This window comes from Paraburkholderia sp. DHOC27 (genome assembly GCF_003429005.1).
GTDB lineage: Bacteria > Pseudomonadota > Gammaproteobacteria > Burkholderiales > Burkholderiaceae > Paraburkholderia.
Genome location: NZ_QVQV01000003.1, coordinates 723 through 25,311 on the forward strand (window position 1 = coordinate 723; position 24,589 = coordinate 25,311).

20 protein-coding genes are annotated in these 24,589 nt (G+C 62.7%); 5 read left to right on the top strand and 15 right to left on the bottom strand.

Annotation, left to right across the window (positions count from 1 at the left end; all coding sequences use genetic code 11):
* Positions 1 to 288 precede the first annotated feature (288 nt).
* From D0B32_RS11955 to D0B32_RS11980, 6 genes are all read right to left on the bottom strand, one after another.
* Positions 289 to 1,398: an ABC transporter ATP-binding protein gene (locus D0B32_RS11955; RefSeq protein ID WP_117334204.1), complete on the bottom strand. Its 1,110-nt coding sequence runs from the start codon at positions 1,396 to 1,398 to the stop codon at positions 289 to 291.
* Positions 1,399 to 1,536: 138 nt separating this feature from the next.
* Entirely contained in the window at positions 1,537 to 2,235 is a 699-nt protein-coding gene (locus D0B32_RS11960) for an HAD family phosphatase (RefSeq protein ID WP_117334205.1), read from the bottom strand.
* Positions 2,236 to 2,279: 44 nt separating this feature from the next.
* Entirely contained in the window at positions 2,280 to 3,146 is an 867-nt protein-coding gene (locus D0B32_RS11965) for a carbohydrate ABC transporter permease (protein WP_117334206.1), read from the bottom strand.
* On the bottom strand, positions 3,143 to 4,078 hold the full coding sequence (locus tag D0B32_RS11970; RefSeq protein ID WP_117334822.1) for a carbohydrate ABC transporter permease: 936 nt from the start codon (positions 4,076 to 4,078) through the stop codon (positions 3,143 to 3,145). Before D0B32_RS11970 ends, D0B32_RS11965 begins: the two co-directional genes overlap by 4 nt.
* Before the next feature lie 216 nt (positions 4,079 to 4,294).
* Complete coding sequence (locus D0B32_RS11975; RefSeq protein ID WP_117334207.1) at positions 4,295 to 5,617, bottom strand: sugar ABC transporter substrate-binding protein; 1,323 nt, start codon at positions 5,615 to 5,617, stop codon at positions 4,295 to 4,297.
* 107 nt (positions 5,618 to 5,724) lie between these two features.
* Entirely contained in the window at positions 5,725 to 6,507 is a 783-nt protein-coding gene (locus D0B32_RS11980) for an L-iditol 2-dehydrogenase (protein ID WP_117334208.1), read from the bottom strand.
* Between the two features lie 389 nt (positions 6,508 to 6,896).
* Between D0B32_RS11980 and D0B32_RS11985 the strand changes: the two genes are divergently transcribed.
* Genes D0B32_RS11985 through D0B32_RS11995 form a run of 3 tightly spaced genes read left to right on the top strand, consistent with a single transcriptional unit; the run spans position 6,897 to position 9,563 of the window.
* Positions 6,897 to 7,841: a metal ABC transporter solute-binding protein gene (locus D0B32_RS11985; protein ID WP_117334209.1), complete on the top strand. Its 945-nt coding sequence runs from the start codon at positions 6,897 to 6,899 to the stop codon at positions 7,839 to 7,841.
* Positions 7,838 to 8,788 carry an ABC transporter ATP-binding protein gene (locus tag D0B32_RS11990; RefSeq protein WP_117334210.1) on the top strand — a complete coding sequence of 317 codons (951 nt, stop codon included), beginning with the start codon at positions 7,838 to 7,840 and terminating at the stop codon, positions 8,786 to 8,788. Before D0B32_RS11985 ends, D0B32_RS11990 begins: the two co-directional genes overlap by 4 nt.
* A complete protein-coding gene (locus D0B32_RS11995; RefSeq protein ID WP_117334211.1) occupies positions 8,781 to 9,563 on the top strand; it encodes a metal ABC transporter permease in 783 nt (260 codons plus the stop codon). The genes D0B32_RS11990 and D0B32_RS11995 overlap by 8 nt, the downstream gene beginning before the upstream one ends.
* A gap of 81 nt (positions 9,564 to 9,644) precedes the next feature.
* Here the strand turns inward: D0B32_RS11995 and fghA are convergent, their stop codons facing one another.
* Both fghA and D0B32_RS12005 read right to left on the bottom strand, forming a co-directional pair.
* Positions 9,645 to 10,490: an S-formylglutathione hydrolase gene (fghA, locus tag D0B32_RS12000; protein ID WP_117334212.1), complete on the bottom strand. Its 846-nt coding sequence runs from the start codon at positions 10,488 to 10,490 to the stop codon at positions 9,645 to 9,647.
* Positions 10,491 to 10,522: 32 nt separating this feature from the next.
* A complete protein-coding gene (locus tag D0B32_RS12005) occupies positions 10,523 to 11,629 on the bottom strand; it encodes an S-(hydroxymethyl)glutathione dehydrogenase/class III alcohol dehydrogenase (protein WP_117334213.1) in 1,107 nt (368 codons plus the stop codon).
* Positions 11,630 to 12,028: 399 nt separating this feature from the next.
* Between D0B32_RS12005 and D0B32_RS12010 the strand changes: the two genes are divergently transcribed.
* Positions 12,029 to 13,447 carry a nucleobase:cation symporter-2 family protein gene (locus D0B32_RS12010; protein ID WP_117334214.1) on the top strand — a complete coding sequence of 473 codons (1,419 nt, stop codon included), beginning with the start codon at positions 12,029 to 12,031 and terminating at the stop codon, positions 13,445 to 13,447.
* Positions 13,448 to 13,686: 239 nt separating this feature from the next.
* On the opposite strand, the gene D0B32_RS12015 is transcribed toward D0B32_RS12010, so the two are convergent.
* The 3 genes from D0B32_RS12015 to D0B32_RS12025 are packed head-to-tail and all read right to left on the bottom strand — an operon-like array spanning position 13,687 to position 19,681.
* On the bottom strand, positions 13,687 to 15,207 hold the full coding sequence (locus tag D0B32_RS12015) for an efflux transporter outer membrane subunit (RefSeq protein ID WP_117334215.1): 1,521 nt from the start codon (positions 15,205 to 15,207) through the stop codon (positions 13,687 to 13,689).
* Positions 15,208 to 15,217: 10 nt separating this feature from the next.
* Positions 15,218 to 18,418 (bottom strand): efflux RND transporter permease subunit, encoded by a 3,201-nt coding sequence (locus D0B32_RS12020; protein WP_117334216.1) that lies wholly within the window; start codon positions 18,416 to 18,418, stop codon positions 15,218 to 15,220.
* 15 nt (positions 18,419 to 18,433) lie between these two features.
* Complete coding sequence (locus tag D0B32_RS12025; RefSeq protein WP_117334217.1) at positions 18,434 to 19,681, bottom strand: efflux RND transporter periplasmic adaptor subunit; 1,248 nt, start codon at positions 19,679 to 19,681, stop codon at positions 18,434 to 18,436.
* A gap of 428 nt (positions 19,682 to 20,109) precedes the next feature.
* On the opposite strand from D0B32_RS12025, the gene D0B32_RS12030 reads away from it, so the two are divergent.
* On the top strand, positions 20,110 to 20,820 hold the full coding sequence (locus tag D0B32_RS12030; protein WP_117334218.1) for a TetR family transcriptional regulator: 711 nt from the start codon (positions 20,110 to 20,112) through the stop codon (positions 20,818 to 20,820).
* Here D0B32_RS12030 and D0B32_RS12035 read toward each other — a convergent pair.
* The 4 genes from D0B32_RS12035 to D0B32_RS12050 form a co-directional block, all read right to left on the bottom strand.
* Positions 20,807 to 21,559: a CoxG family protein gene (locus tag D0B32_RS12035; protein WP_117334219.1), complete on the bottom strand. Its 753-nt coding sequence runs from the start codon at positions 21,557 to 21,559 to the stop codon at positions 20,807 to 20,809. The genes D0B32_RS12030 and D0B32_RS12035 overlap by 14 nt on opposite strands.
* Positions 21,560 to 21,593: 34 nt before the next feature.
* Positions 21,594 to 22,037: a DUF427 domain-containing protein gene (locus D0B32_RS12040; RefSeq protein ID WP_117334220.1), complete on the bottom strand. Its 444-nt coding sequence runs from the start codon at positions 22,035 to 22,037 to the stop codon at positions 21,594 to 21,596.
* Positions 22,038 to 22,197: 160 nt separating this feature from the next.
* Positions 22,198 to 22,689 (bottom strand): carboxypeptidase-like regulatory domain-containing protein, encoded by a 492-nt coding sequence (locus D0B32_RS12045; RefSeq protein WP_117334221.1) that lies wholly within the window; start codon positions 22,687 to 22,689, stop codon positions 22,198 to 22,200.
* Positions 22,690 to 22,933: 244 nt separating this feature from the next.
* On the bottom strand, positions 22,934 to 24,460 hold the full coding sequence (locus D0B32_RS12050; RefSeq protein ID WP_117334222.1) for a DegQ family serine endoprotease: 1,527 nt from the start codon (positions 24,458 to 24,460) through the stop codon (positions 22,934 to 22,936).
* Positions 24,461 to 24,589: the final 129 nt, after the last annotated feature.

Below are 24,589 nucleotides of genomic sequence, written 5' to 3' on the forward strand. Positions count from 1 at the left end.
GATATCGTCCTTATCAACAACAGTAAGAATTACTGAATATTGGGGACGATACCGAATGCGCAAAAAGATGGGTATCAGCGCAGCGCTGAGATTGCGTAGGGGATTTCGCACCTAAGCGTCAGTGCGAAGAAGACTACCGCCGCGCAGGCTCACACCCGCGCGTGAGCGCACTGCACTTGGTGCACCGGCGACAACTCAAAGAATGATCAGCATCAACAAAAAAAATGCGCCCGTAGCGGGCGCATCATCCATCGTGCAAAACATAAGCGCGGCAAGCCGCGCCCCACCTCAAGCCGCCAGCACCTCGACGATCTTGCGCTGGAATGCCTTGCCTTCGCTATTGAACAGATGGCAGTGATCCGGCGTCGCGCCCAGCTTCTGCGTCTCGCCCTTGCTATGACGTTCGAGCGGCGGAATGCGCGCGATCAACCCTTCCGGCGAGACGCTCGACTCCGCGTACAGATACGCCGCATCGCCCAGCGACTCCACCGCCATCGTGCGTGCCGAAATGCCATCCTCGGTCATGCCGACATGCAGATGCTCGGGGCGAATCCCCACCGTCACCTTGTCACCCTGCTTCACCCCGCCCGGCTCCACGGCCACGCGTTGCGTTTCGCCGGTCTCGTAGCGCACCGTGACGCCATCGTGCGTGACCGACTGCACCGTGCCTTCCATGAAGTTCATCTTCGGCGAGCCGATGAAGCCCGCCACGAACCGGTTGGCCGGCGCGTGATACAGCATGGTCGGACTCCCCACCTGTTCGATGTTCCCCGCCGAGAGCACCACGATCTTGTCGGCCAGCGTCATGGCCTCGACCTGATCGTGCGTCACGTAGATCATCGTGGTCTTGAGTTCGTCATGCAGACGCGCAAACTCGAGGCGCATCTTCACGCGCAGCGCGGCATCCAGATTCGACAGCGGTTCGTCGAACAGGAACACCTTCGGCTTGCGCGTGATCGCGCGGCCAATCGCCACCCGTTGCCGCTGGCCGCCTGACAGTTGCTTCGGCTTGCGGTCCAGCAGGTGATCGATGTGCAGGATCTTCGCGGCGTTGCGCACGGCGGCGTCGATCTCCGGCTTCTTGGTGCCGGCGAGCTTGAGGCCGAAGGCCATGTTGTCGTACAGCGTCATGTGCGGATACAGCGCGTACGACTGGAACACCATCGCGATGCCGCGCTTGGCCGGCGGAATGTCGTTCACCCGCGTGCCGTCGATGTTCAGGTCGCCGCTCGTGATGTCTTCGAGGCCGGCGATCATGCGCATCAGCGTCGACTTCCCGCAACCGCTCGGACCAACGAACACGACGAATTCGCCGTCTGCGATGTCGAGATTGATGTCCCGCATCACTTCGTTATCGTCGTAGGCCTTTCTGATACCGCGCAGAGTCAAGCTTGCCATGATGTGTCTCCGTGTATTGCTCGTATTACGTTAATCCAGTCTGAAAACGTCTGCTTGCGGTCGTGCGTCCTGCTTCTGTCCTGCCTGCTTTCCTGCCGCTTTCGCAAACGCCCTCAGTACGGTCTTAAGGTGGTTCCGTTATGTCCCGCTGGGTTCACGCTGGGTCCATTGTGCTACCAGCGCGGGCAGTTGTGTCATATCGTCGAACACGTGCACCGCGCCGGCCGCCCGCAGCGCGCCGATCTGCGCCTCGCTGGCATGGCCGCCGCCAATGAATCCCAATACTGTCATACCTGCTGCTGTAGCCGCCGTCACGCCGGTCACGCTGTCCTCGACCACGAGGCACGCCGTGCTCTCCACGCCAAAACCTCGCGCCGCCGCCAGATACACGTCCGGTGCGGGCTTCGGATTCGGCACCGTGTCCGCACAGTACAGGCGGTCGCCAAAGTACTGATCCAGCCCGGTGCGCGCCAGCACGCTCTGCACATACGGCCGGAAGCTGTTGCTTGCACAGGCCTTGGCCAGCGGAATCTGCGCCAGCGCTTCGGCGATGCCGGCCACGGCAGGCGCCTGCATGGCCGCGGCTTCGACAGCGCGCCGTATGGCCTGGACATCTTCCGCAGTGAGACTGCGGCCCAGTTGCGCCGCCGCGCCTTCCAGCACCTTCTCGATGCGCAGCCCGAGCAGCGGCAGCACCACTGGCCCGACATCGGTATCCGGCCAGCGCGCCTCCAGTTCGTGCACCAGCATGCGCGCCGCCACCGCTTCACTGTCGATCAGGACACCGTCGCAATCGCAGATCAGCACTTGCGCAGTGGCGCGCGCCACCTGGCTCATTGACGCGTTCGCAGGGTTGGTCACAGGGTCGGTCACCGGATGGGTCACTTAACCGCCCCGAATGTCAGGCCACGCACCAGTTGCTTCTGCGACAGCCAGCCTACGATCAGGATCGGCGCCACCGCCAGCAGCGAAGCCGCGGATAGCTTGGCCCAGAACAGCCCCTCCGGACTCGAGTACGAAGCGATGAACACGGTCAGCGGCGCCGCGTTCGAACTGGACAGGTTGATACTCCAGAATGCTTCGTTCCACGACAGGATCACCAGCAGCAGCGCGGTGGACGCCAGACCCGGCAACGACATCGGCATCAGCAGATAGACGATTTCCTGCCACGTGGCCGCACCGTCGATCCGCCCGGCTTCCAGAATGTCGCGCGGAATTTCAGCGAAGTACGTGAAGGTCATCCACACCGCGATCGGTAGATTGATCAGCGTGTAGATGATGATCAGCCCCGACACGGTATCGAGCAGCCCCGAGTTCTTCCACAGCAGATAGATCGGCACCAGCACGCCCACCGACGGCATCATCTTGGTGGACAGCATCCACAGCAGCAGTTTCTGCGTGCGGCGCGTCGGGAAGAACGCCATCGCATAGGCACACGGCACGGCCAGCAGCAGACACACCACCGTCACGCCGGCCGAAATCAGCACAGAATTCCACGCGAACGAGAAGTAGTTGCTGCGGGCAAACACCTCACGAAAACTGTCCAACGTCGGGATAAAAAACAGTGACGACGCGTACGCCTGCTGCTCGGTCTTGAATGCGGTAATCGTCATCCAGAAGATCGGGAAAAACAGCAGCAGCGCGAGAATCCACGCCAGCACGCCAGGTGCCACGCGCTTGAAGATCGCCACCGGCGAGTTCTTCGATACTGCAGCGGCTGGGACGGGTGAAGCGGCAACTTGACTCATTTTTCGTACTCCCCTTTGAGGTTCTTCGCGAGCATCCGCACGAGGAAGAACGACACGATGTTCGCCAGCACCACCGCCAGAATCCCGCCCGCTGAGGCAAGACCGACGTCGAACTGCTGCAGGCCGAGCGAGTAGATCAGGTACGACAGGTTGGTGGTCGCCGTGCCTGGGCCGCCGCCGGTCGTCGTGTAGATTTCAGCGAAGATCGACAGCAGGAAAATCGTTTCCATCATCACCACCACTGCGATCGCCCGTTTCAGGTGAGGCAGCGTGATGTAGAAGAACATCGAGAACGCACCCGCGCCGTCTATCTTGGCTGCTTCCTTCTGCTCCTGGTCGAGCGACTGAATGGCCGTGAACAGGATCAGGAACGCGAACGGCAACCACTGCCACGACACGATCATGATGATGGCCGTGAGCGGATAGTCGGCGAACCAGTCGATCGGCTGCATGCCGAGTGCCCGCATGCCCTGCGCGATCAGCCCGTACACCGGGTGCAGGATCATGTTCTTCCAGATCAGCGCGCTGACGGTCGGCATCACGAAGAACGGTGCGATGGCCAGCAATCGCGCGACGCCTTGCCCGTAGAACTTGCGGTCGAACAGCACCGACATCAGCACGCCGCCCACCACGGTGATCACGAGCACGGAGATGATCAGCTCGAGCGTGTGCCCGATCGACGGTCCGAACGACGGATCGGAGGCGAGGTATTTGTAGTTGTCGATACCTGCAAAACCTTTCTCATCAGGATTGAGCAGGTTGTAATGCGTGAACGAAAACCAGATCGTCATCGCCAGCGGAATGGCCATCCACAGCACCAGCACGGCGGTGGAAGGAGTAACGAGCCAGCGCGCGGACGCGGCTTTGCGCGTTTCGCGCTCTTTTTCGGTCTGGGGATGGGCATGCATGAGAGGAAGGCGCAGAGGACGCATGATGTGACCACCTGTACGGTAATGCGCGGGATACGCGCGGCTGCGGTACATCGTGGGCCGGAACGGGGCACCGCTCGCTCAGGTTAGCCCGGGGCTTCCCGGGCGAACTGAGCTGGCTTGAGCGGGACCAGTACACGGCAACGACATACCACTGGAACCGCGACGGCCCGCTGTGCTGCAAGGGCCGGCTGACTGGCGTCAGCCGGCATTTTCACGTCACTTCAGATAACCTGCCTGGCGTACGGCACGCTCGGCGGTTGCCTGGCCGGCGGCCAGTGCCTGATCGACCGTCATCTGGCCAGCCAGTGCGCCCGAAATGCTTTGGCCCACCACTGTACCGAACGACTGGAACTCAGGAATGCCGACGAACTGCACACCGGTGTACGGCACCGGCTTGGCCGTCGGGTGATTCGGATCAGCCGTTTCGATGGCCTTCAGCACGAAGCTGGCAAACGGAGCGGCCGCCTGGTACTCGGGGCGGGCGTACGTCGACTGACGCGTTCCCGGAGGCGCCGAGGCCCAGCCTTCGTCCTTCGCGACCATCTCGATGTATTCCTTCGAGGTCGCCCAGGCGATGAACTTCTTCGCGGCGTCAGCCTGCTTCGACGACTTCGGAATGGCCAGTGCCCAGGCCCACAGCCAGTGCGCGCCGTTCGGCGTCACTTCGGTCGGCGCAGCGGCGAAGCCCACCTTGTCGGCGATCTGCGATTGCTGCTTGTTGTACAGCATGCCGGCTGCCACCGTGGCGTCGATCCACATGGCGCACTTGCCCGAGGACATCAGCGTCAGGTTTTCGTTGAAGCCGTTTGAGCTGGCTCCCGGAGGGCCATCTTTCTGCAGCAGGTTCACGTAGAACGTAATGGCCTTTTTCCATTCCGGCGAAGTGAGCTGCGGTTCCCACTTTTCGTTGAACCAGCGGCCGCCGAAGGTGTTCACCACCGTCGTCGCGTACGCCATGTTCTCACCCCAGCCAGCCTTGCCGCGCAGGCAGATGCCGTACACGCCATTGGCCTTGTCGGTGAGCTTGTCGGCGAATTGCTGGATCTGGTCGTAGGTCGGCTGATCCGGCATCGTCAGACCCTTCGCTGCGAACAGGTCCTTGCGGTAGTACGTCATCGAGCTTTCGACGTAGAACGGCAGCGCATACAGCGAACCGTTGTACGACAGACCTTCACGGGCCGTCTTGACGACGTCGTTCAGATCATAGGAAGCAGGCAGATTCGTGATCGGCGTGAGCCAGCCGCGCTTGCCCCATTGCGGCGTTTCGTACGCGCCGATCGTCATCACGTCGAACTGGCCGCTGCCCGTGGTGATGTCCGTCGTGGCGCGCTGACGCAGCACGTTTTCTTCCAGGATCACCCAGTTCAGCTTGATGTCCGGATTGGCCTTTTCGAATTCCGGCGACAGCTTCTTCAGCTCGATCATGTCCGGATTGTTCAAGGTCGCGATCGTCACCGTCCCGGCCGTGGCGTTCAGTGCTGCGCACGCAACAGCGGCGGCGCCGGCCGCTTTGAGCGCGGGTTTGAAAGCTGCTTTCATCACTTGTCTCCTTTCTCGTACGTTATGTTTTACTGCGTGTTGTGCAAAGGGGGCGGCGAGTCGGTCATCGTGCTCGCGCAAGCTTAGCCAGCTTGATTACTCATCCGTTAGCTCATCCAGTTGCCACCGTCGACATTCAAGGTTTGCGCGGTGATGTAATCGGCGTCGGCGGAAGCGAGAAACAGCGCCGCGCCGGTCAGATCCTCCGGCACACCCATGCGTCCAAGCGGCACCGCTTCGCCGACCAGACGTTTCTTTTCACCGAGCGGCCGGTGCTCATAACGCGCAAAGAGCGCATCCACCTGTTCCCACATCGGCGTATCCACGACCCCCGGCGCAATGCCGTTGACGTTGATCCGGTGCGGCGCCAACGCCAGCGCCGCGGATTGTGTATAGCTAAGCACTGCTGCCTTGGTCGCGCAATAGTGCGAAACCAGCGCTTCACCACGCCGGCCCGCCTGCGATGCCATATTGATGATCTTGCCGCCGTGCCCTTGCTCGACCATCTGCTGGGCCACGGCCTGCATCAGGAAGAACATGCCCTTCACGTTGACGGCAAAGAGGCGGTCGTACACGTCCCACGATTCGTCGAGCAGCGGCCGCATGTCGAACAGCGCCGCGTTGTTGAAGAGAATGTCGATCTGCTTGAAGCGTTCGAGCGTGCTCGCGACGATGCGCTGAATGTCCTCGCGGCGCGTGACGTCGGCGCTCACGGTCAGCACACGGTCTTCAGCGGATTCGCGCAGTGCCTGGGCGAAGCTGTCTGCCGGCTTGACGTCGACGAGCACACAACGCGCGCCTTCGTCCAGATACCGCCGAGCCACTGCCTCGCCGATACCGCTTGCTGCGCCCGTCAGGATCGCTACCTTGCCTTGCAATCGCGCTGCCACGCATGTCTCCAGTTCGTTTCTCGTTGTCGGCGCAGTGAGCGAACGCCCGTTGCGCGAACAATTGCTCTGTTAGTGATCGAATGATCGGATACGCATTCGGTCATGTCAAGGCGGGAAACAAGATTTCGATGGTGCAGCGCGTCAGGAGCAGCACCGCGCGTGGCGTTCGAAGGAGGGTCGACTGGAAGGATGCGCATCATCTTGTCATTCGACCGCGTTCGGTAGATGACAAATTTTCAAGATACGTTATATCATTGCATCCCTGTTTTGCAGCCGCGCTTTGCAGGCAGCGTCATGACCACGTCAGGCAGCCCGTGGTGCTGGCCGCCGCCCGTCAGCGTCGACGTTCAGCCCGATCGATTGACTCAACTCTCGCAGCAGGGAAACCGATGAAACGAATCAGTTTGCAATGGCCCGCCACGCGCCACGCGCTCAATTTGTGGAAGTGGCTTGCCGCCGGCGTCGCGGCGTTCGCGCTCAGCCAGGCCGCGTGCGCCCAGACCGCGAGATTGCAGGTGGTCGCGGCTGAAAACTTCTATGGCGACGTGGTGAGTCAGTTGGGCGGCGACCGCGTCAGCGTCACCAGCATTCTGAGCAATCCGGATCAGGATCCGCACCTGTTCGAGGCCAGCCCGAAGACCGCGCGTGCCCTGCAGAACGCCAACCTTGTGGTCTATAACGGCGCCGACTACGATCCGTGGATGGAAAAGCTGCTCAACGCTTCGAAGAACACGAAGCGCACGACCATCGTTGCCGCGAATCTGGTGGGCAAGAAAGGCGGCGACAATCCGCACCTGTGGTATGACCCGGCCACCATGCCGGCGGTCGCGCGTGCGGTCAGCGCTGCGCTCGTGACGGCTGACCCGGCGCACAAGTCGGAGTACGATGCGAACCTCGCGAAGTTTCTCGACTCGCTCAAGCCCATCGACGCCAAGGTGGCCGAACTGCATGGCCGCTACGCCGGCGTGCCGGTGACGGCAACCGAGCCGGTGTTCGGCTATATGTCGGATGCGATTGGCCTGTCCATGCGCAACCTGCGCTTCCAGCTGGCGACGATGAACGACACGGAAGCGAGCGCGTCGGACATCGCCGCATTTGAAAGCGATCTGCGCGAAAAGCGCGTTCGTGTTCTCATCTATAACAGCCAGGCCACCGAGGCCTTGACCAAACGCATGCTGAAACTCGCGCAGCAATCACACGTACCGGCCATGAGCGTCACCGAAACGGAACCGGGCGGCACGACGTATCAGCAATGGATGCTCTCGCAGCTCGACGCGCTCGACAAGGCGCTCGCCGCGAGTGCGGGTAATGCAAGCAAGGGAACCACGCAATGAATGTGACTGGCCGCGCAATGTCGGGCGCCGCGCCTGTTCTCGAACTCGAGAACGTCTCGCTGGAACTGGGCGAGCGCACGATCCTGCGCGACACGAGTCTGCGGGTGAATCAAGGTGAGTTCATCGGCGTGCTCGGCCCCAATGGGGCGGGCAAAACCACGCTGATGCGCGCCGTGCTCGGCCTCGTGCCGGCGGCCGGCGGCACGATCCGCGTGCTGGGCGAGCCGGTGATGCGCGGCAATCCGTCGATCGGCTACATGCCACAGACGCGCAGCGCGCTGGCAGGGCGTCGCGTACGCGGGCGCGATTTTGTCGCGATGGCCGCAGACGGACATCGCTGGGGTCTGCCCCACGCGGACGCCAAAACGCGCGCCGATGTCGAACGCGTGCTCGAACTGGTCGGCGGCCGGGCGCTGGCGGCGCGGCCACTGTCGGAGCTGTCGGGCGGCGAACGTCAACGGCTGCTGCTCGCGCAGTGTCTGCTCGGCAATCCGAAACTGTTGCTGCTCGATGAACCGCTCATCAGCCTCGATCCGCACCATCAAAAGAGCGTGGTCGAACTCGTGCGCAACGTGCAGCAGGAACTCGGCATCGCCGTGCTGTTCTCGGCGCATGAACTGAATCCGCTGCTGCATGCGCTCGATCGCGTGCTGTATCTGGGCAGCGGCGTAGCGGCGCTCGGCACGGTCGACGAAGTGATTACCAGGCCCGTGCTGTCGCGGCTCTATGGCTCGCCCATCGACGTCATGCGCGTGAATGGCCGCATCTTCGTGATGTCCGGCGATGTCGAAGTCGAAAAGCACGATCACGAACACGAGGACGACCATCACCATCACGGTGGCGAATCCGGCCACGCGCACTCACACGGTCATGCGCACGGTCACGCGAAGGGCCACGCGAAGACCCACCATCACCCCTCGCACGACGGACACACGAACGATGTTTGAATACGATTTCATGGTGAACGCGTTCGCGGCGTCGGGGATCGTCGCGGTGCTGGCGGGGATCGTGGGGTACTTCCTGGTGATGCGCGGACAGACGTTCGCCGGCCACGCGCTCTCGCACGTCGGCTTCACCGGCGCGACGGGCGCTGTGCTGCTCGGTATCTCGCCGATCTGGGGGATGATCGGCTTCACGCTGGCGGCGGGTGTCGGCATGGGCGCGCTCGGCGAGCGCCTCGCGGGCCGCGACGTGGCGATTGGCGTGATCCTCTCGCTCGCACTCGGTTTCGGGCTGCTGTTCCTCCATTTTTTCACCGCGTATGCCACGCAGGTGACTGCCTTGCTGTTCGGCAATGTGCTGGGCGTCAGCGCGTCCACACTGGGCGTGCTCGCCGGACTCGGTGTGCTGAGCCTCGTGGCGCTCGCCGCGATCATGCGGCCGCTGCTGTTCGCTTCGCTGCAACCGGAGCTTGCCGAGGCCAAGGGCGTATCGCTGCGCCTCGTCTCCGTGCTGTTCCTCGCCATTGCTGCATTGGCCGTGGCGGCCTGCACGCAGATCGTCGGCGTGCTGCTGGTGTTCACCTTGATGGTAGGCCCGGCCGCGGCGGCGCAAAACCTCACGACGCGACTGTCCATTGGCCTCGTGCTCGCGGCCGTACTCGCACTCGTACAGGCGTGGGTAGGTTTGACGCTCGCGTTCTACACCGACTGGCCCACCAGTTTCTGGATCACTGCGCTGGCGGCATTGGTGTATGGCGGGAGCTTGCTGGGGCGGCGTTGATCACTGCGTTGATCACTGCTTTAATCACTGCAGCGATCTCAACCGCCTTCGTGCAAACGTCAGGCAAGCTTCAGGCAAACCTCAGGCAAACAGCGCCTGCGCGTGATGCCTGAGATGATCCTCGATGAACGTCGAGATGAAGTAGTACCCGTGGTCGTAGCCTTCGTGACGGCGCAGCGTCAGCGGCTGACCCGCTGCCCGGCACGCCGCTTCGAATACGTCCGGATAGAGCTGCTCGGCGAGAAACTGGTCAGCGAGTCCCTGGTCGACCAGAATGCCCTCGGCAAACTTGCGTGACGCGTGCGCCACCAGTTCGCTCGAATCGTACGCCTTCCAGGCTTCACGGTTTTCGCCCAGATAACCGCTGAACGCCTTCTCACCCCACGGACAACGCGACGGCGCCGCAATCGGCGCGAACGCCGACACCGAACGGTAGATCTCCGGGTTACGCAGCGCCAGCATCAACGCGCCGTGACCGCCCATCGAGTGCCCGAAGATGCCGAGCCGCTCGCCATCCACGGGCAGGTTCTCCAGCACCGCCTCGCGCAACTCGTCGCGTACATAGGAGTACATCTTGAAGTGCCGGGCCCACGGCTCTTCGGTCGCGTCCACGTAAAAGCCCGCGCCCACGCCGAAGTCCCACGCCGCGCTCTCGCCGGGAATGCCGGCGCCACGCGGACTGGTATCGGGTGCGATCAGTGCCATGCCGAGTTGCGCGGCAATGCGTTGAGCGCCGCCTTTGATCGGGAAGGTCTCTTCGGTACACGTGAGACCCGCCAGATAAAACAGCGCCGGCACCTTGCCCTGCGACGCCTGCGGCGGCAAATACACCGCGAAGCGCATGGGCAGTCCGATCACCTTCGAGTCATGCTTGTAGAAGCGTTGTACGCCGCCGTGGCTGGCATGTGCGCCTAGAAGTTCGAGCATTTACCGCTCCCGTTATCCGACGTTATCAGGCATCAATACAGCACGACCGAGCGGATCGACTCGCCCTTCTTCATCAGGTCGAAGCCTTCGTTGATACGCTCGAGCGGCAGACGATGCGTGATCAGATCGTCGATGTTGAGCTTGCCTTCCATATACCAGTCGACGATCTTCGGCACGTCGGTGCGGCCACGCGCGCCGCCGAACGCCGAGCCCTTCCATTGACGCCCCGTCACCAGCTGGAACGGCCGCGTGCTGATCTCCTCGCCCGCCGCCGCCACGCCGATGATGAACGACTGGCCCCAGCCCTTGTGCGTGCATTCGAGCGCCTGACGCATCACCTTGGTGTTGCCGATGCATTCGAACGAGTAGTCCGCGCCGCCGTCCGTGAGCTGCACGATGTGGTCGACCACGTTCTCCACTTCATTCGGGTTGATGAAGTGCGTCATGCCGAACTTCTTTGCCAATTCGACGCGGCCCGGGTTCAGGTCCACGCCAATGATCTTGTCCGCCCCAACCATCTTGGCGCCCTGGATCACATTCAGCCCGATGCCGCCCAGGCCAAACACCACCACGTTGGCACCCGCCTCGACCTTCGCCGAGTACACCACCGCGCCGACGCCCGTGGTCACGCCGCAGCCGATGTAGCAGATCTTGTCGAACGGCGCGTCCTCGCGCACTTTCGCCACGGCAATTTCCGGCACGACGATGTAGTTCGAGAACGTGGACGTGCCCATGTAGTGAAAGAGCGGCTTGCCGTCCAGCGAGAAGCGCGAGGTCGCATCGGGCATCAGCCCTTTGCCCTGGGTGGAGCGGATCGCCTGACACAGGTTGGTCTTGCGCGACAGGCAGAACTTGCATTGCCGGCATTCCGGCGTGTAGAGCGGAATCACGTGATCGCCCTTCTTGAGCGTGCCGACGCCCGGACCCACATCGACGATCACGCCCGCGCCTTCGTGCCCAAGAATGGCCGGAAAGATGCCTTCGGGGTCCGCGCCTGACAGCGTGTAGTAGTCGGTATGACAGATGCCTGTTGCCTTCACCTCGATCAGCACTTCACCGGCACGCGGTCCTTCCAGATCCACCTCCTCGATGGTCAGGGGTGCGCCTGCTTTCCATGCGATCGCTGCTTTTGTTTTCACGGTGAAATGCTCCTGTAGTTCGATGGATCAATGGGGGAATCTGAGTGAATGCACCGTACGTCCGTTGCTGGTCGGCAAACGTGGCCCGACGCGCGAATCGCGGGTTTACCCCGCTACGCCGCAAGCCGCCTCGAAACAGGACTATGCGTGCCTTTGAATACGCTTCATGGATTCTCACACATATCGTTTCAGCCGGGCGCGCCGCCCGGACTTCCGTTGCGCGCCACCGCAAAGGGCTCACAGCCGGTTTGGCGGCGAACCGCATTTCTATCACCTTTCAAAATACCCTCACGCATATGGTGGTCGGGAAGTCGGGAATAGGCCCCAGCGGGCTTGTTATGCCTTTTCTCTCCGCATACCTTGGAGTCATCCCAAAACGAGATGGTGGAGAGAGACAAAATGCAATCGAACACGGTTCACCCGTGCGACGAGCGACTGCCCGCAGGCCAGTTGCTGACGCTCGGCATTCAGCACGTCCTCGTCATGTACGCCGGCGCGGTCGCGGTGCCGCTGATCATCGGCAGCGCGCTCAAGCTGCCGAAGGATCAGATCGCTTTCCTGATCAGCGCCGACCTCTTCTCCTGCGGGATCGCCACGCTGATCCAGACGCTCGGTTTGTGGATCTTCGGCATTCGTCTGCCGGTCATCATGGGCTGCACGTTCGCCGCGGTCGGTCCGATGGTGGCGATCGGCACCAATCCCAGCCTCGGCATCCTCGATATCTTCGGCTCGACCATTGCGGCCGGCGTGATAGGCATCCTGCTCGCACCGGCGGTCGGCAAGTTGTTGCGTTTCTTCCCGCCCGTGGTGATCGGCGTGGTGATTTCCGTGATCGGGCTCTCGCTGATGGAAGTCGGCATCAACTGGGCGGCCGGCGGCGTCGGTAATCCGGATTACGGCAATCCGGTCTACCTGGGTCTGTCACTGGTCGTGCTGACGTTGATCCTGATGATCAACAAGTTCGGCAAGGGCTTTATGGCCAACATCTCGGTGCTGCTCGGCATCGTCGCCGGCTTCGTGATCGCGGCACTGCTCGGTCGCGTCAACATGGAAGGTGTGACGGCCGCACCGTGGGTCGGCATCGTGATGCCGTTCCACTTCGGCCTGCCGCACTTCGACCCGCTGGCCATTGCAACGATGGTCACGGTGATGTTCGTCACCTTCATCGAATCGACCGGCATGTTCCTCGCGGTCGGCGACATGGTGGATCGTCCGGTGGATCAAAAGACGCTGGTGCGCGGCCTGCGCGTGGACGGTCTGGGCACGCTGATTGGCGGCATCTTCAACTCGTTCCCGCATACGTCGTTCTCGCAGAACGTCGGGCTGATCGGCGTAACGGGCGTGAAGAGCCGTTTCGTCTGCGCGATGGGCGGCGTGATTCTCGTGCTGCTCGGCCTGTTCCCGAAGATGGCGCAGGTGGTCGCGTCGGTGCCGGCCTTCGTGCTGGGTGGTGCGGGCATCGTGATGTTCGGCATGGTCGCGGCGAATGGCATCAAGGTGCTGTCGAAGGTCGACTTCGTGAAGAACCAGCACAACCTCTTTATCGTCGCCGTCAGCATTGGTCTGGGCCTCGTGCCGGTGGTGTCGCCGCACTTCTTCTCGAAGCTGCCGTCGGCGCTTTCGCCGCTGCTGCATAGCGGGATTCTGCTGGCTTCCGTGTCGGCGGTCGTGCTGAACCTGGTGTTCAACGGCGTGAAGGGTGAGCGGGCTGCGAAGCGCGACATCAAGCGCGCAGGGAAGGACTTCGATGGCCGCCCCGGCAGCCACGACGAGCAGGTGGCCCGCGATGAAATGCTGCGGGCGGCGGACCTGCATTGAGCAAATGAGTGGCAACGGCGTGCGGGGTGGTGAGCGCACGCCGAGGACGGTTGCGGGCTGATCGGCGTCTGAAACGCGGCGCAAACAAAAAGGGCTGAGTTCTGTGATGCACAGAACCCAGCCCTTTCTTCTTTAGCGCCTGGTTGCCCAACTCTGCCTGATCAGACCAGCACAGTGGAGTGGGCAACCAGCGAAGCGGCGGCAGGCTCAAAACCAGCCTGCCTTCGCTCAACCCGCGTTCAATTCACCGCGGGTGCAGACGCGGCACCTGGCATGCCCGTCGCGCTGTAATCGACCGGCGCATCCGCGGGACGCGGTTGATCGCCGTTATGCTCGATCCAGCCACCGCCCAGGTACTGATAGAGATCGACCAGGTTGGTCAGTCGCTGCACCCGTGCCGAGATCAACGCCTGCTGCGCCGAATACAGATCCGTCTGCGCCGTCAGCACGGACAGGTAGCTGTCCACACCATTCTTGTAACGCAGTTCCGACAGATCCAGACGCCGCTGTTCCGCCACGACATCGCGCTCCAGCGCCTCGATCTGCTGATCGTACGTGCCGCGTGCAGCCAGACCGTCCGCGACTTCGCGGAAGGCCGTCTGAATCGTCTTCTCGTACGTGGCGATCTGGATGTTCTTCTCGACGTTGGCGAGATCGAGGTTGGCCTTGTTCGTGCCGCCCGTGAAGATTGGCAGCGAGATCTGCGGCGAGAAACCCCACGCCGCCGAGCCCGGCTTGAACAGACCACCCAGCGTCGGACTCAAGGTGCCGAAGTTGCCCGTCAGCGAAATGGCCGGGAAGAACGCAGCGCGCGCCGCCCCGATGTTCGCATTGGCGGCCAGCAGGTTCTGCTCTGCTTCCATGATGTCCGGACGACGCGTCAGCAGGTCCGACGGCAAGCCAGCCGGAATATCCGTGAGGAGGTCCTGGCTGTCGAGTGGCATGCCCGGCGGCAGGTCCTCCGGCAACGGTTCGCCGACCAGCAGCACCAGCGCGTTCACGGCCTGGGCGCGCAGACGCGCTTCGGCCTGATAGTTCGCGCTCGCCTGCTCGACCACCGTTTGCGCCTGACGCAGGTCGAGTTCCGTACCCGTGCCGTTGTCGAACTGCAGCTTGGTGATCCGGTACGACTCCTGCGCCGTCTTCAAGGTGTTCTCCGTGACCTTCAGCAGGTCGTCATACGAGAGCACCGTGAGGTACTGATCCGCGACTTGCGAGACCAGCAGGATTTCCGCTGCCTTGCGAGCCTGCGTGGTGGCCAGATACTGCGCCAACGCCTGGTCCTTCAGGCTGCGAATGCGGCCGAAGAAATCCAGCTCCCACGACGCATTCACGCCCACCGAATATTGGTTGGAGATGGTCTGGTCGAAGAACGACAGATCCTTCGGCGTGCGCGACTTGGTTTGCGAGCCGGCAGCGTTGATGGTCGGCATCAGACCCGCCCGCGCAACCTGATATTGCGCCTGCGAAGCCTGCATGTTCAGCACCGCCACGCGCAGATCGCGGTTGTTCTTCAGCGCAATTTCGATCAGCCGTTGCAGACGCGCGTCGTTGAAGAAATTGCGCCAGCCAATGTCAGCAGCCGACTCGCCATTCGCGCTACGCGTGCCGTTGGCCGCCGCGCCGGGCTGCGTGGCATACACGCCGCTCGCCGGGAACGCCGCCGACACCGGCGGGGCCGGCCGCTCGTACTTCGGCTCCATCGTACAAGCCGTAGCGAGCAACGCGACCGCCACTGCAATCAAAGAGTGTTTTTGCATCTCAATGTCCTTAGTGGGCCGACCCGTTACCCGAGCCGTTGCCACCCTGCGGGTCATGCGGATGGTGCTGGTTATAGTGTTCGAGCGCCTCATCCGGGTCTTCCTTCTCGCCGCCGAACTTCGCGCGAATCACGACGAAGAACATCGGGATCATGAAAATGGCGAGGAAGGTCGCCGTCAGCATCCCGCCGATCACGCCCGTACCAATGGCGTGCTGGCTGGCCGAGCCCGCGCCGTTACTGATGGCGAGCGGCATCACGCCGAGAATGAAGGCGAGCGAGGTCATCAGGATAGGACGCAGCCGCAGACGCGCCGCTTCCAGCGCTGCCTCGATCGGACCCATGCCTTCGCCCTGTTGCAGCTCACGCGCGAACTCCACGATCAGGATGGCGTTCTTCGCGGACAGCCCCACCGTGGTCAACAGACCCACCTGGAAGAACACGTCGTTCTCGAGACCGCGCAACGTGGCTGCGAGCAGTGCGCCCAGCACGCCGAGCGGCACCACCATGATCACCGAGAACGGAATCGACCAGCTTTCATACAACGCCGCGAGACACAGGAACACGACGAGGATCGAGATGCCGTACAGAATTGGCGCCTGCGAACCGGACTGGATTTCCTGGAACGACAGACCCGTCCACTCGTAACCGATACCTGCCGGCAACTTCGCCGCGAGCGCTTCCATTGCCGCGTTCGCCTGACCGGTGGACTTGCCCGGCGCTGCCGCGCCCTGGATTTCTACCGCGGAAATACCGTTGTAGCGTTCCAGCTTCGGCGAGCCATAGGTCCACGTGCCCTTGGAGAACGACGAGAACGGCACCATCGTGCCCGCACCATTACGGACGTACCAGAGGTTCAGGTCTTCCGGGTTCATCCGGAACGGTGAGTCGGCCTGCAGGTACACCTTCTTGATCCGGCTGTCGGTATCGAGGAAGTTGTTCACGTACGACGACGCCCAGGCGATCGAGAACGTCTGGTCGATGGTCGCAAGCGACACACCCAGCGCAGAGGCTTTTTCATGGTCGATCGTCACGCTGAACTCCGGCGTGTCGTTCAAACCGTTCGGACGCACCTGCGCCAGCGTCGGGTCTTTCGCCGCCATGCCGAGCAGCATGTTGCGCGCTTCCATCAGCTTTTCGTGGCCCACGCCGGCACGGTCTTCAAGTTCGAAGTCGAAGCCCGCTGCAGTGCCCAGTTCCGGAATGGACGGCGGATTCACCGGATACACCAGCGCGTTCTTGTAGCCCGCGAAGTGCATGAAGAGACGCCCCACCAGTGCCTGCACCTTTTCATCGGCATGCTGGCGCTGCGAGTAGTCCTTCATCCGCACGAACACCAGACCCGCGTTCTGGCCACGGCCGGCGAAGCTGAAGCCGTTCACCGTGAACACCGATTCGACAATGCCCTTTTCCGTCGTGAGCAGGTAGTCGGAGATGTCCTTCAGCGCGTGTGCGGTGGTTTCCTGAGTGGAGCCCGACGGCGTCTGCACCAGCACGAACATCGTGCCCTGATCTTCATCCGGCAGGAACGACTTGGGCAGACGCACGAACAGCATGCCCACCGCCACGATCACCACCAGGTAGATGATGAGCCAGCGGCCCGAACGCTTGATGACGTGGTGCACGCCGCTGTGATACTTGTCGCGGCTCTTCTCGAAGGTGCGGTTGAACCAGCCGAAGAAACCCTTCTTCTCTTCGTGATGGCCCTGCGGAATCGGCTTGAGGATGGTCGCGCACAGCGCCGGCGTCAGCACGAGTGCCACCAGCACCGACAGCACCATCGCGGACACGATGGTCAGCGAGAACTGCCGGTAAATGGCGCCCACCGAACCACCCGAAAACGCCACCGGCACGAACACCGCGGAGAGCACCAGCGCCACGCCGACCAGCGCGCCGGTGATCTGGTCCATCGCCTTGCGGGTGGCGTCGCGTGGCGATAAACCCTCTTCGGCCATCACCCGCTCGACGTTCTCCACCACCACGATCGCATCGTCCACCAGCAGACCAATGGCGAGCACGAGGCCGAACATGGACAGCACGTTGATCGAGAAGCCCACGATGCTCATGATCGCGAACGTACCCAGCAGCACCACCGGCACCGCGATCGTCGGAATCAACGTTGCGCGCAGGTTTTGCAGGAACAGGTACATCACGAGGAACACCAGCACGATACCTTCGAGCAGCGTCTTGACCACTTCCTCGATGGACAGGCGCACGAACGGCGTCGTGTCATACGGATACTTCACGACCAGACCGTGCGGGAAGTACTTCGACAACTGGTCGATCTTCGCGCGCACCGCGTTCGCCGTGGCGAGCGCGTTGGCGCCGGTGGCGAGCTGAATACCGAAGCCCGCCGTCGGCACACCGTTGTACTTGGTGTCGAAGTTGTAGTTTTCGCCGCCCAGCTCGATGCGCGCCACGTCCTTCAGCAGCACGCGCGAACCGTCCTGATTGACCTTCAGCAGAATGTTGCCGAACTGCTCCGGCGTCTGCAGCAGGGTCGCTTCACTGATGGTGGCCTGCAACAGCTGCCCCGGCACCGACGGCGTGCCGCCGAGCGAGCCGCCCGACACCTGCACGTTCTGCGCGGTGATGGCCGCCTGCACGTCGACCGGCGTCAAGCCGTAATTTGTGAGCTTGTTGGCATCCAGCCAGATGCGCATGGCGTACTGCGAGCCGAACAACGTGACCGTACCCACACCGTCGATCCGGCTGATCGGATCTTCGATGTTCGAGGCGACATAGTTCGCCAGGTCGTACTTGTTCATGCTGCCGTCTTCAGAGTTGAAGGCCATGACGAGCAGGAAGCTGCTGCTCGACTTGGTGACCTTCGTACCCTGCTGCTGCACTTCCTGCGGCAGCAACGGCGTGGCGAGCTGCAGCTTGTTCTGCACCTGCACCTGCGCGATGTCAGGATTGGTACCGGCAGCAAACGTCAGCGTGATGGTGGCCGTGCCCGAGTCGTCCGAGGTGGACGACAGGTACAGCAAGTGGTCGAGACCGCTCATCTGCTGCTCGATCACCTGGGTGACGGTGTTTTCCACCGTCTTCGCCGATGCACCCGGATACGTTGCGCTGATCTGGATGGCCGGCGGCGCGATGGTCGGGTATTGCGCGATCGGCAGTGTGAAGATCGACGCGATGCCCGCGAGCATCAAGATGATGGCGATCACCCATGCAAAGATCGGGCGATCAATAAAAAACTTTGCCATGAAACAGGCTCCCTGTTATTGCGCGCCTGATGCAGCGGAGGCACCCTGAGCTGTCTGTGCACCGCTGGCGGCCGGCGCGCCCTGAGCAGGGGCGCCGGGAGCGGCTGCGTCGGAGGCCGGTGTGGCAGGCAACTGGGCCGGAACGGTCTTGACTTCCATGCCCGGACGGACCTTGTCGGTGCCCTGCACGATCACGCGGTCACCCGGGTTCAGGCCGCTGTCGACCACCCAATTCGAGCCATACGTGCTCGACGTGACCAGCTGGCGCAAGCCGACCTTGTTGTCGGCACCCACCACCAGCGCGGTAGGCGTGCCCTTCTGGTCGTGCGTGACGCCGATCTGCGGCACGACGATCGCGTTGTCGTTGGTGCCTTCCTCGATGCGGGCGCGCACGAACATGCCCGGCAACAGCACGCCGTCCTTGTTCTGGAACAACGCGCGCACCGTGACCGAGCCCGTGCTCTGGTCAACCGTCACGTCGCTGAACTGCAACTTGCCCTTCTCCGAATAGGTACGGCCGTCTTCGAGGATCAGCGTGACCTTGGCCGCATCCGGGCCGCTCGTTTTCAGACGCCCTTCCTGCACTTCGCGGCGCAGCTTCAGACCGTCGAGACTCGATTGCGTCAGGTCGACGTACATCGGGTCGAGCTGCTGCACCGTGGACATCAGGGTGGCCGCGCTCGCCTGCACGTACGCGCCTGGCGTGACCTGCGAAATGCCCACCTGGCCGCTCACCGGCGAAACCACGTCGGTGTAGCCGAGGTTGATCTGCGCGGTATCCACAGCGGCCTTGCCCGAGGCGACGTCTGCCGCGGCCTGGCCTTCCGAGGCCACCGCGTTGTCGTAGTCCTGCTTGCTGACCGCATTGGCCGCCACCAGCACCTTGTAGCGGGCGGCCTGGGCCGTGACCGAGACGAGGTTGGCCTGAGCCTTGGCGAGCGTCGCCTTCGCGCTGTTCAACTGGGCGATGTAAGGCGCCGGGTCGATCTTGTAGAGCCGCTGGCCGGCCTTGACCATGCTGCCTTCCGTGAACTCGCGCCGCAGCACGATGCCGTCCACCCGTGCACGCACCTGCGCCACGAGGAACGCGTTGGTGCGGCCGGGCAGTTCAGTGGTAACGGGAACGGAGGTAGGTTCGACGGTGACGACGCCGACTTCCGGCGTTTGTTGCGGCGGGGCTGATTGTTTTGGTCCGCACGCTGCCAGCAAAACGGCAGCCGTCGCGGCACTGATTAAGCGGAATGGAACCCGTTCGACGCGCATGGAGCGACCTCTGTCAAGGCTGAGAGTATGAAAAGTGCGCGCATTCCTACCCCGGGGACAACAGCGCACACTTCTCGTCTCGCGACGTGTGACAGGAAGCCCAATGCTGTGAACTAGCCCGCCCGGAGCATCCCGAGCGCTATGCACCAAATACCGGGAAATGCCGCACGCGCTGCGGTTTCAGCAGCGCATTTGCGTTTTAAAAGACAACCAGCGACGGATATCAAGCGGTTGGCACCGGCCAGGTTATCCGATCGATGGGGTGCTATTATATATACATCCAAGAATGCATGTAAAAGTGCATTTCAATACTTTCACCGCTGAACGCCAGCAATAACTGTCCACGAATTGCGCAACAATCGAACAGATTGACATGGGCCGCGCTTAAAAGCGGCCGCGTTCCCGACAATACTGTAAGCACGACACATATGGTCAGAAGGACCAAGGAAGAGGCGCAGGAGACGCGCTCCGGCATTCTCGATGCCGCCGAACGGGTCTTTTTCGAGAAAGGCGTGTCGCGCACGTCGCTGGCCGATATCGCCCAGGCTGCGGGCGTGACGCGCGGCGCGATCTATTGGCATTTCGCCAACAAGGGCGACCTGTTCACCGAAATGTTCGACCGCGTGCTGTTGCCGCTCGATGAACTGAAGGCCGCCTCGATCAACCCGGAAGAGCCCGATCCGCTCGGCCGGCTGGTGGAAATCTGCACCTTATGTCTGCGCGACACGGCGGCCGATCCGCGGCGGCGCCGCGTGTTCGACATCTTTTTTCTGAAGTGCGAGTTCGTCGAGGACATGGGCCCGGTGATGGCCCGCTATCAGACCAACATGCGTGAGGGGCTGGGGAAGATCGAAGCCGGCTTGCGCAACGCGATTTCCAAAGGACAGATGCCCGCCGACCTCAACACGAAGCTCGCGGCCACGATGCTGCACGCGTTCGTGGGCGGCTCGTTGCGCGACATGCTGCTCCTGCCCGAATCCGCCGATTACGACCTGCACGCCCAGCACATGGTGGAAGGCATGTTCGACGCACTGCGGCTCAGCCCTGCCCTGCGCATCGGCAACGGCGTCGGCAACGGCAAAGACATCGGCATTGGAAGCCGCACCATCAACGGCAGCCGCGCCATCAGTTCTGACTGAACCAGTGCGCTGCATACAGCAGCAAGGCAACCAGAAAGATCATCACCGCCCATGCCCATTGCGGCATGGCATGCGGCGTCGGCTCGTGATGCGAGACGCTGTGCGAGGCCCGCGCGCCGAACGGCGTACTCGTGGCGCGTCCGGTGAGTGCGCCGCCGTGATCGTGCGTGCGGTTGCGCCGCGCCATACCGCTCAGGTTGATAGGACGCAGGAACACATGCTGACGCCGGGCAGGCGGACGCCGCGCTTCGTTCGGACCCTGACCGTGCTTGGCCTGGACGACCGCGCAGAATTCGGTGAAGAAATCGTCGGCCAGTTCGTGGAGGGCGTTTTCCAGTTGGCGGGCCGGCAGCTCGGAGAGCGGCCCGGCCAAGGTGGCCCACACCGAATAGTCGATGCGCGTACTCGGTCCTTGCGTGGCGCCACTGTCATCTGCGCGCAGGGAAACGTCGATCTGGCCACGCAGCGAGCCCACGCCATCGGCGCGGGCCTTGAAGTTCAGGATGCGATGGGGCGCGTCGGTCTGCGCAACGTCTTTACTGGCCACATGGGCGCGCACTTCGTAGCGCGCGCGCAGCGGTCCGAGCGGCACGGTCAAGGTCAGCTCGTATTCACCACGCGCGAGGCGGCTGAACGATTCGCAGTTGTCGAGGCTCGCGCGCAGCAACGCGATGTCCTGCAACGCATCCCAGACTTCGGATGGCGCCAGCGCAATTCGCAACGCGTTGTTCAGTTCCATGACCGCTTCCCCCGATGACCGCGCGTACCCAGAATCAGGATGTCTGATCGATGCGGTCGACCCGCGAGTTATAAAACGCGAGATATCCCTTGATCTGCTGGACCCCTTCGAACGGGTTCTCGTAGCACCAGACGGCGTTCTCGACGAGGCCGTCTTCGGTGCGCAGGTGGAAATACGACGCGTCACCCTTGAACGGGCAATGTGATGCGTGATCGGACCGTTCGAGCCGCGCCATATTGACATCGGCGCGCGGAAAATAAAACACCTCCGGCAAGCCCGTCTCCGCGAGCGTCAGCGCGGCCTGGGTGTCGGCCATCGTCACGCCCTGATGGATCACGCGCACCCGGTGGCTATTCTGTTTGATGTCGATGCGATGGCCGCCGCCCGTTCCGCCGCTGCCGTGCCCGGCCTGACCAGCCGGCGGATTGCCCGCACCGGCGCCGGTGGGACTGCCATTGGTCGTCGAGGCATCGCTCATGTCACGGCTCCGGTGAGGTGAATCCTGCGCCCGGGCGCAGGAGAACGGCACTAGCAGACTGCGGCGGCTCAAAAAGAAAAAAGCCACGGAAAGATCCGTGGCTTCATTATCGGCCAAACTTCGGCGGATTGTGCAGCGTTGCTTGTGCGCTACGTAACGTTTATTGGTGGTTCCAGTAGAACGCCGCCTTGGCGCTGCCCGAAGCCGGAATCGTCACTGAACGCTGCTGCTCGGTAGTCTCGTAACGCGCGTGGACCGTGTACTGGCCGGGGCGCAGCTTGACCAGCATGTAAGGTCCGCGTGACGTTGCCTGCAGGACGTCGCCGCCATGCGCATCGACGATCTGCACGTGCACGTCAGCGAGGAAATCCGAGCCGGGGCCGGTGAAGCGCAGCGCCAGCGGCCAGTGGCCTTGCGCACGCTGCAACGCCTTCGATTCGTCGCTGCCCACGCCGCCCGACACGTACGACACGTCGCCCTGCTGCTGGATCTGCGGCATGCCGCCGCCGTTGTCGTTGCCGGCACTGGTGGTGTCCGTGGTGTTGCCGCCGGTCGTGTCGTTCTGCGCCCATGCCCCGCCGGCGAGGCCGAGCGTCAGCGCGGCGGTCACGGCTGCCGCTGCGAGCGTGCGGCGTTTACCTTGAATTTTCATTGCTTCGCTCCTTTGTCTTTATGTTCAGTGCTCTCGGTGCAACTGAGCCCGGAAAGTCCGGACGTCCCTCTTCTGCAACTGCTGTGCCTGGTTGAAGGAAGGACGCCGGGAAGAGCCGCGCCGACGCCATGTGGAAGCACGGGGCGCGCGGTGAGAAGCGGGAAGGGAAAGACCAGAAAGGTACAAGGAGCCGGTTCGTCGGCAGATTATGCAAACGAACCGGCAAGTTTTACGTCAACCGCGATCAACCCAGATCCACCGGCACGAAGATCTGCGAGTTGTCCCGCTGGATCAGCAGCGCGATGCTGTTGCCTGCCTGCGAGATCATCTGCTTCAACTGATCGACGCTCGTCACCGGACGGCCGTTCACCGCGAGGATCACGTCACCCGGCTGGATGCCGGCGTTTTCCGCCGCGCCGCCCGACTGCTGGACCAGGAGACCGTGCGAGATCGACGCGCTGCTCTTCTCCTCAGGCGTGAGCGGCCGCACCGCGACGCCCAGACGGCCCTGCAACTGCGCCGGCGCATCGCTCTTGTCGTTCGAGGCCACCTTGGCGTCGGCCATTGAGCCGATCTTCACCTTGATGTCCTTGTTCGCCTTGTCACGCCATACGGTGATAGTTGCGGAGCTGCCCGGCGCGATGCTTGCCACCTGCGCCGGCAGATCGGTCGAGTCCGCCACCGGCGAGCCGTTCACTGCCGTGATCACGTCGCCGGGCTGCAAACCGGCCTTGGCTGCCGGACCGTCCGGATCCACCGAGCTGACCAGTGCGCCATTCGGCTTGCTCATGCCGAACGAGTCTGCCAGTGTCTGATTGAGACCCTGCACCGCGACGCCCAGGCGTCCACGGCTCACGTGACCGGTCTTGACCAGGTCGTCCTTGACCTTGATCGCCTCATTGATCGGGATTGCGAACGACAGGCCCTGGAAGCCGCCCGTCTGCGAGTAGATCATCGAGTTGATGCCAATTACTTCGCCCTGCAAATTGAATAGCGGGCCACCCGAGTTACCCGGATTCACCGGCACGTCGGTCTGGATAAACGGCGTGTAGTTTTCGTTCGGCAGCGAACGCGATTTCGCGCTGATGATGCCCGAGGTCACGGTGTTGTCGAAGCCATACGGCGAGCCGATCGCCACCACCCACTGGCCGACCTTGCTCTGGTTCGGATCGCCAATCTTCACGGTCGGCAGATCGCTGGCGTCGATCTTCAGTACGGCGACGTCAGACTGCTTGTCCGCGCCCACCACCTTCGCCTTGAATTCACGCTTGTCGGTCAGCTTGACGGTCACCACGTTGGCGCCGTCGACCACGTGCGCGTTGGTCAGGATGTAGCCATCGCTGCTTACGATGAAGCCCGAACCCAGGCTCGCGCTCGGCTGATCCGATCCGTCGCCGCCGTCTCCGCCACCGCCGCCCTGCATGCCGGGCATGTTGCCGAAGAAACGCTTGTAGAACTGGTAGAACGGATCGCTCGGGTCGATGGGCAACTGCTGCGCGTTGCCGCCGTTGTCCCCGCCGCTGCGCAACGCCGTCTGTTTGACGACGTGCTTGGCGCTGATGTTGACGACCGCCGGACCATAGGTTTCCACCAGGCCCGAGAAATCGGGTACGCCCGTCTTCGCGGCGGCCTCGGCAGGCATCATCGCGGCCTGTGCCGGCGAGATGACCTGTGGCGTCGGGACATCGCGATGCCCCGCCACGTAGCCGGCAGATAGCGCGACGGCAACCGCTACAGCTACGGCGCTGCGGGAAAGGGTTTTTGCTTTCATCGAGTACTCCTGACAGGGAGGGGCTTAGGGATGGGATGAAGCGTACGGGGTGTCACTTAAAAGAGTCTTAAACAAAGTGAACGTCCGCTATATCGCGGGATTTTCCCTATGCTCATCCAGCCACCCACC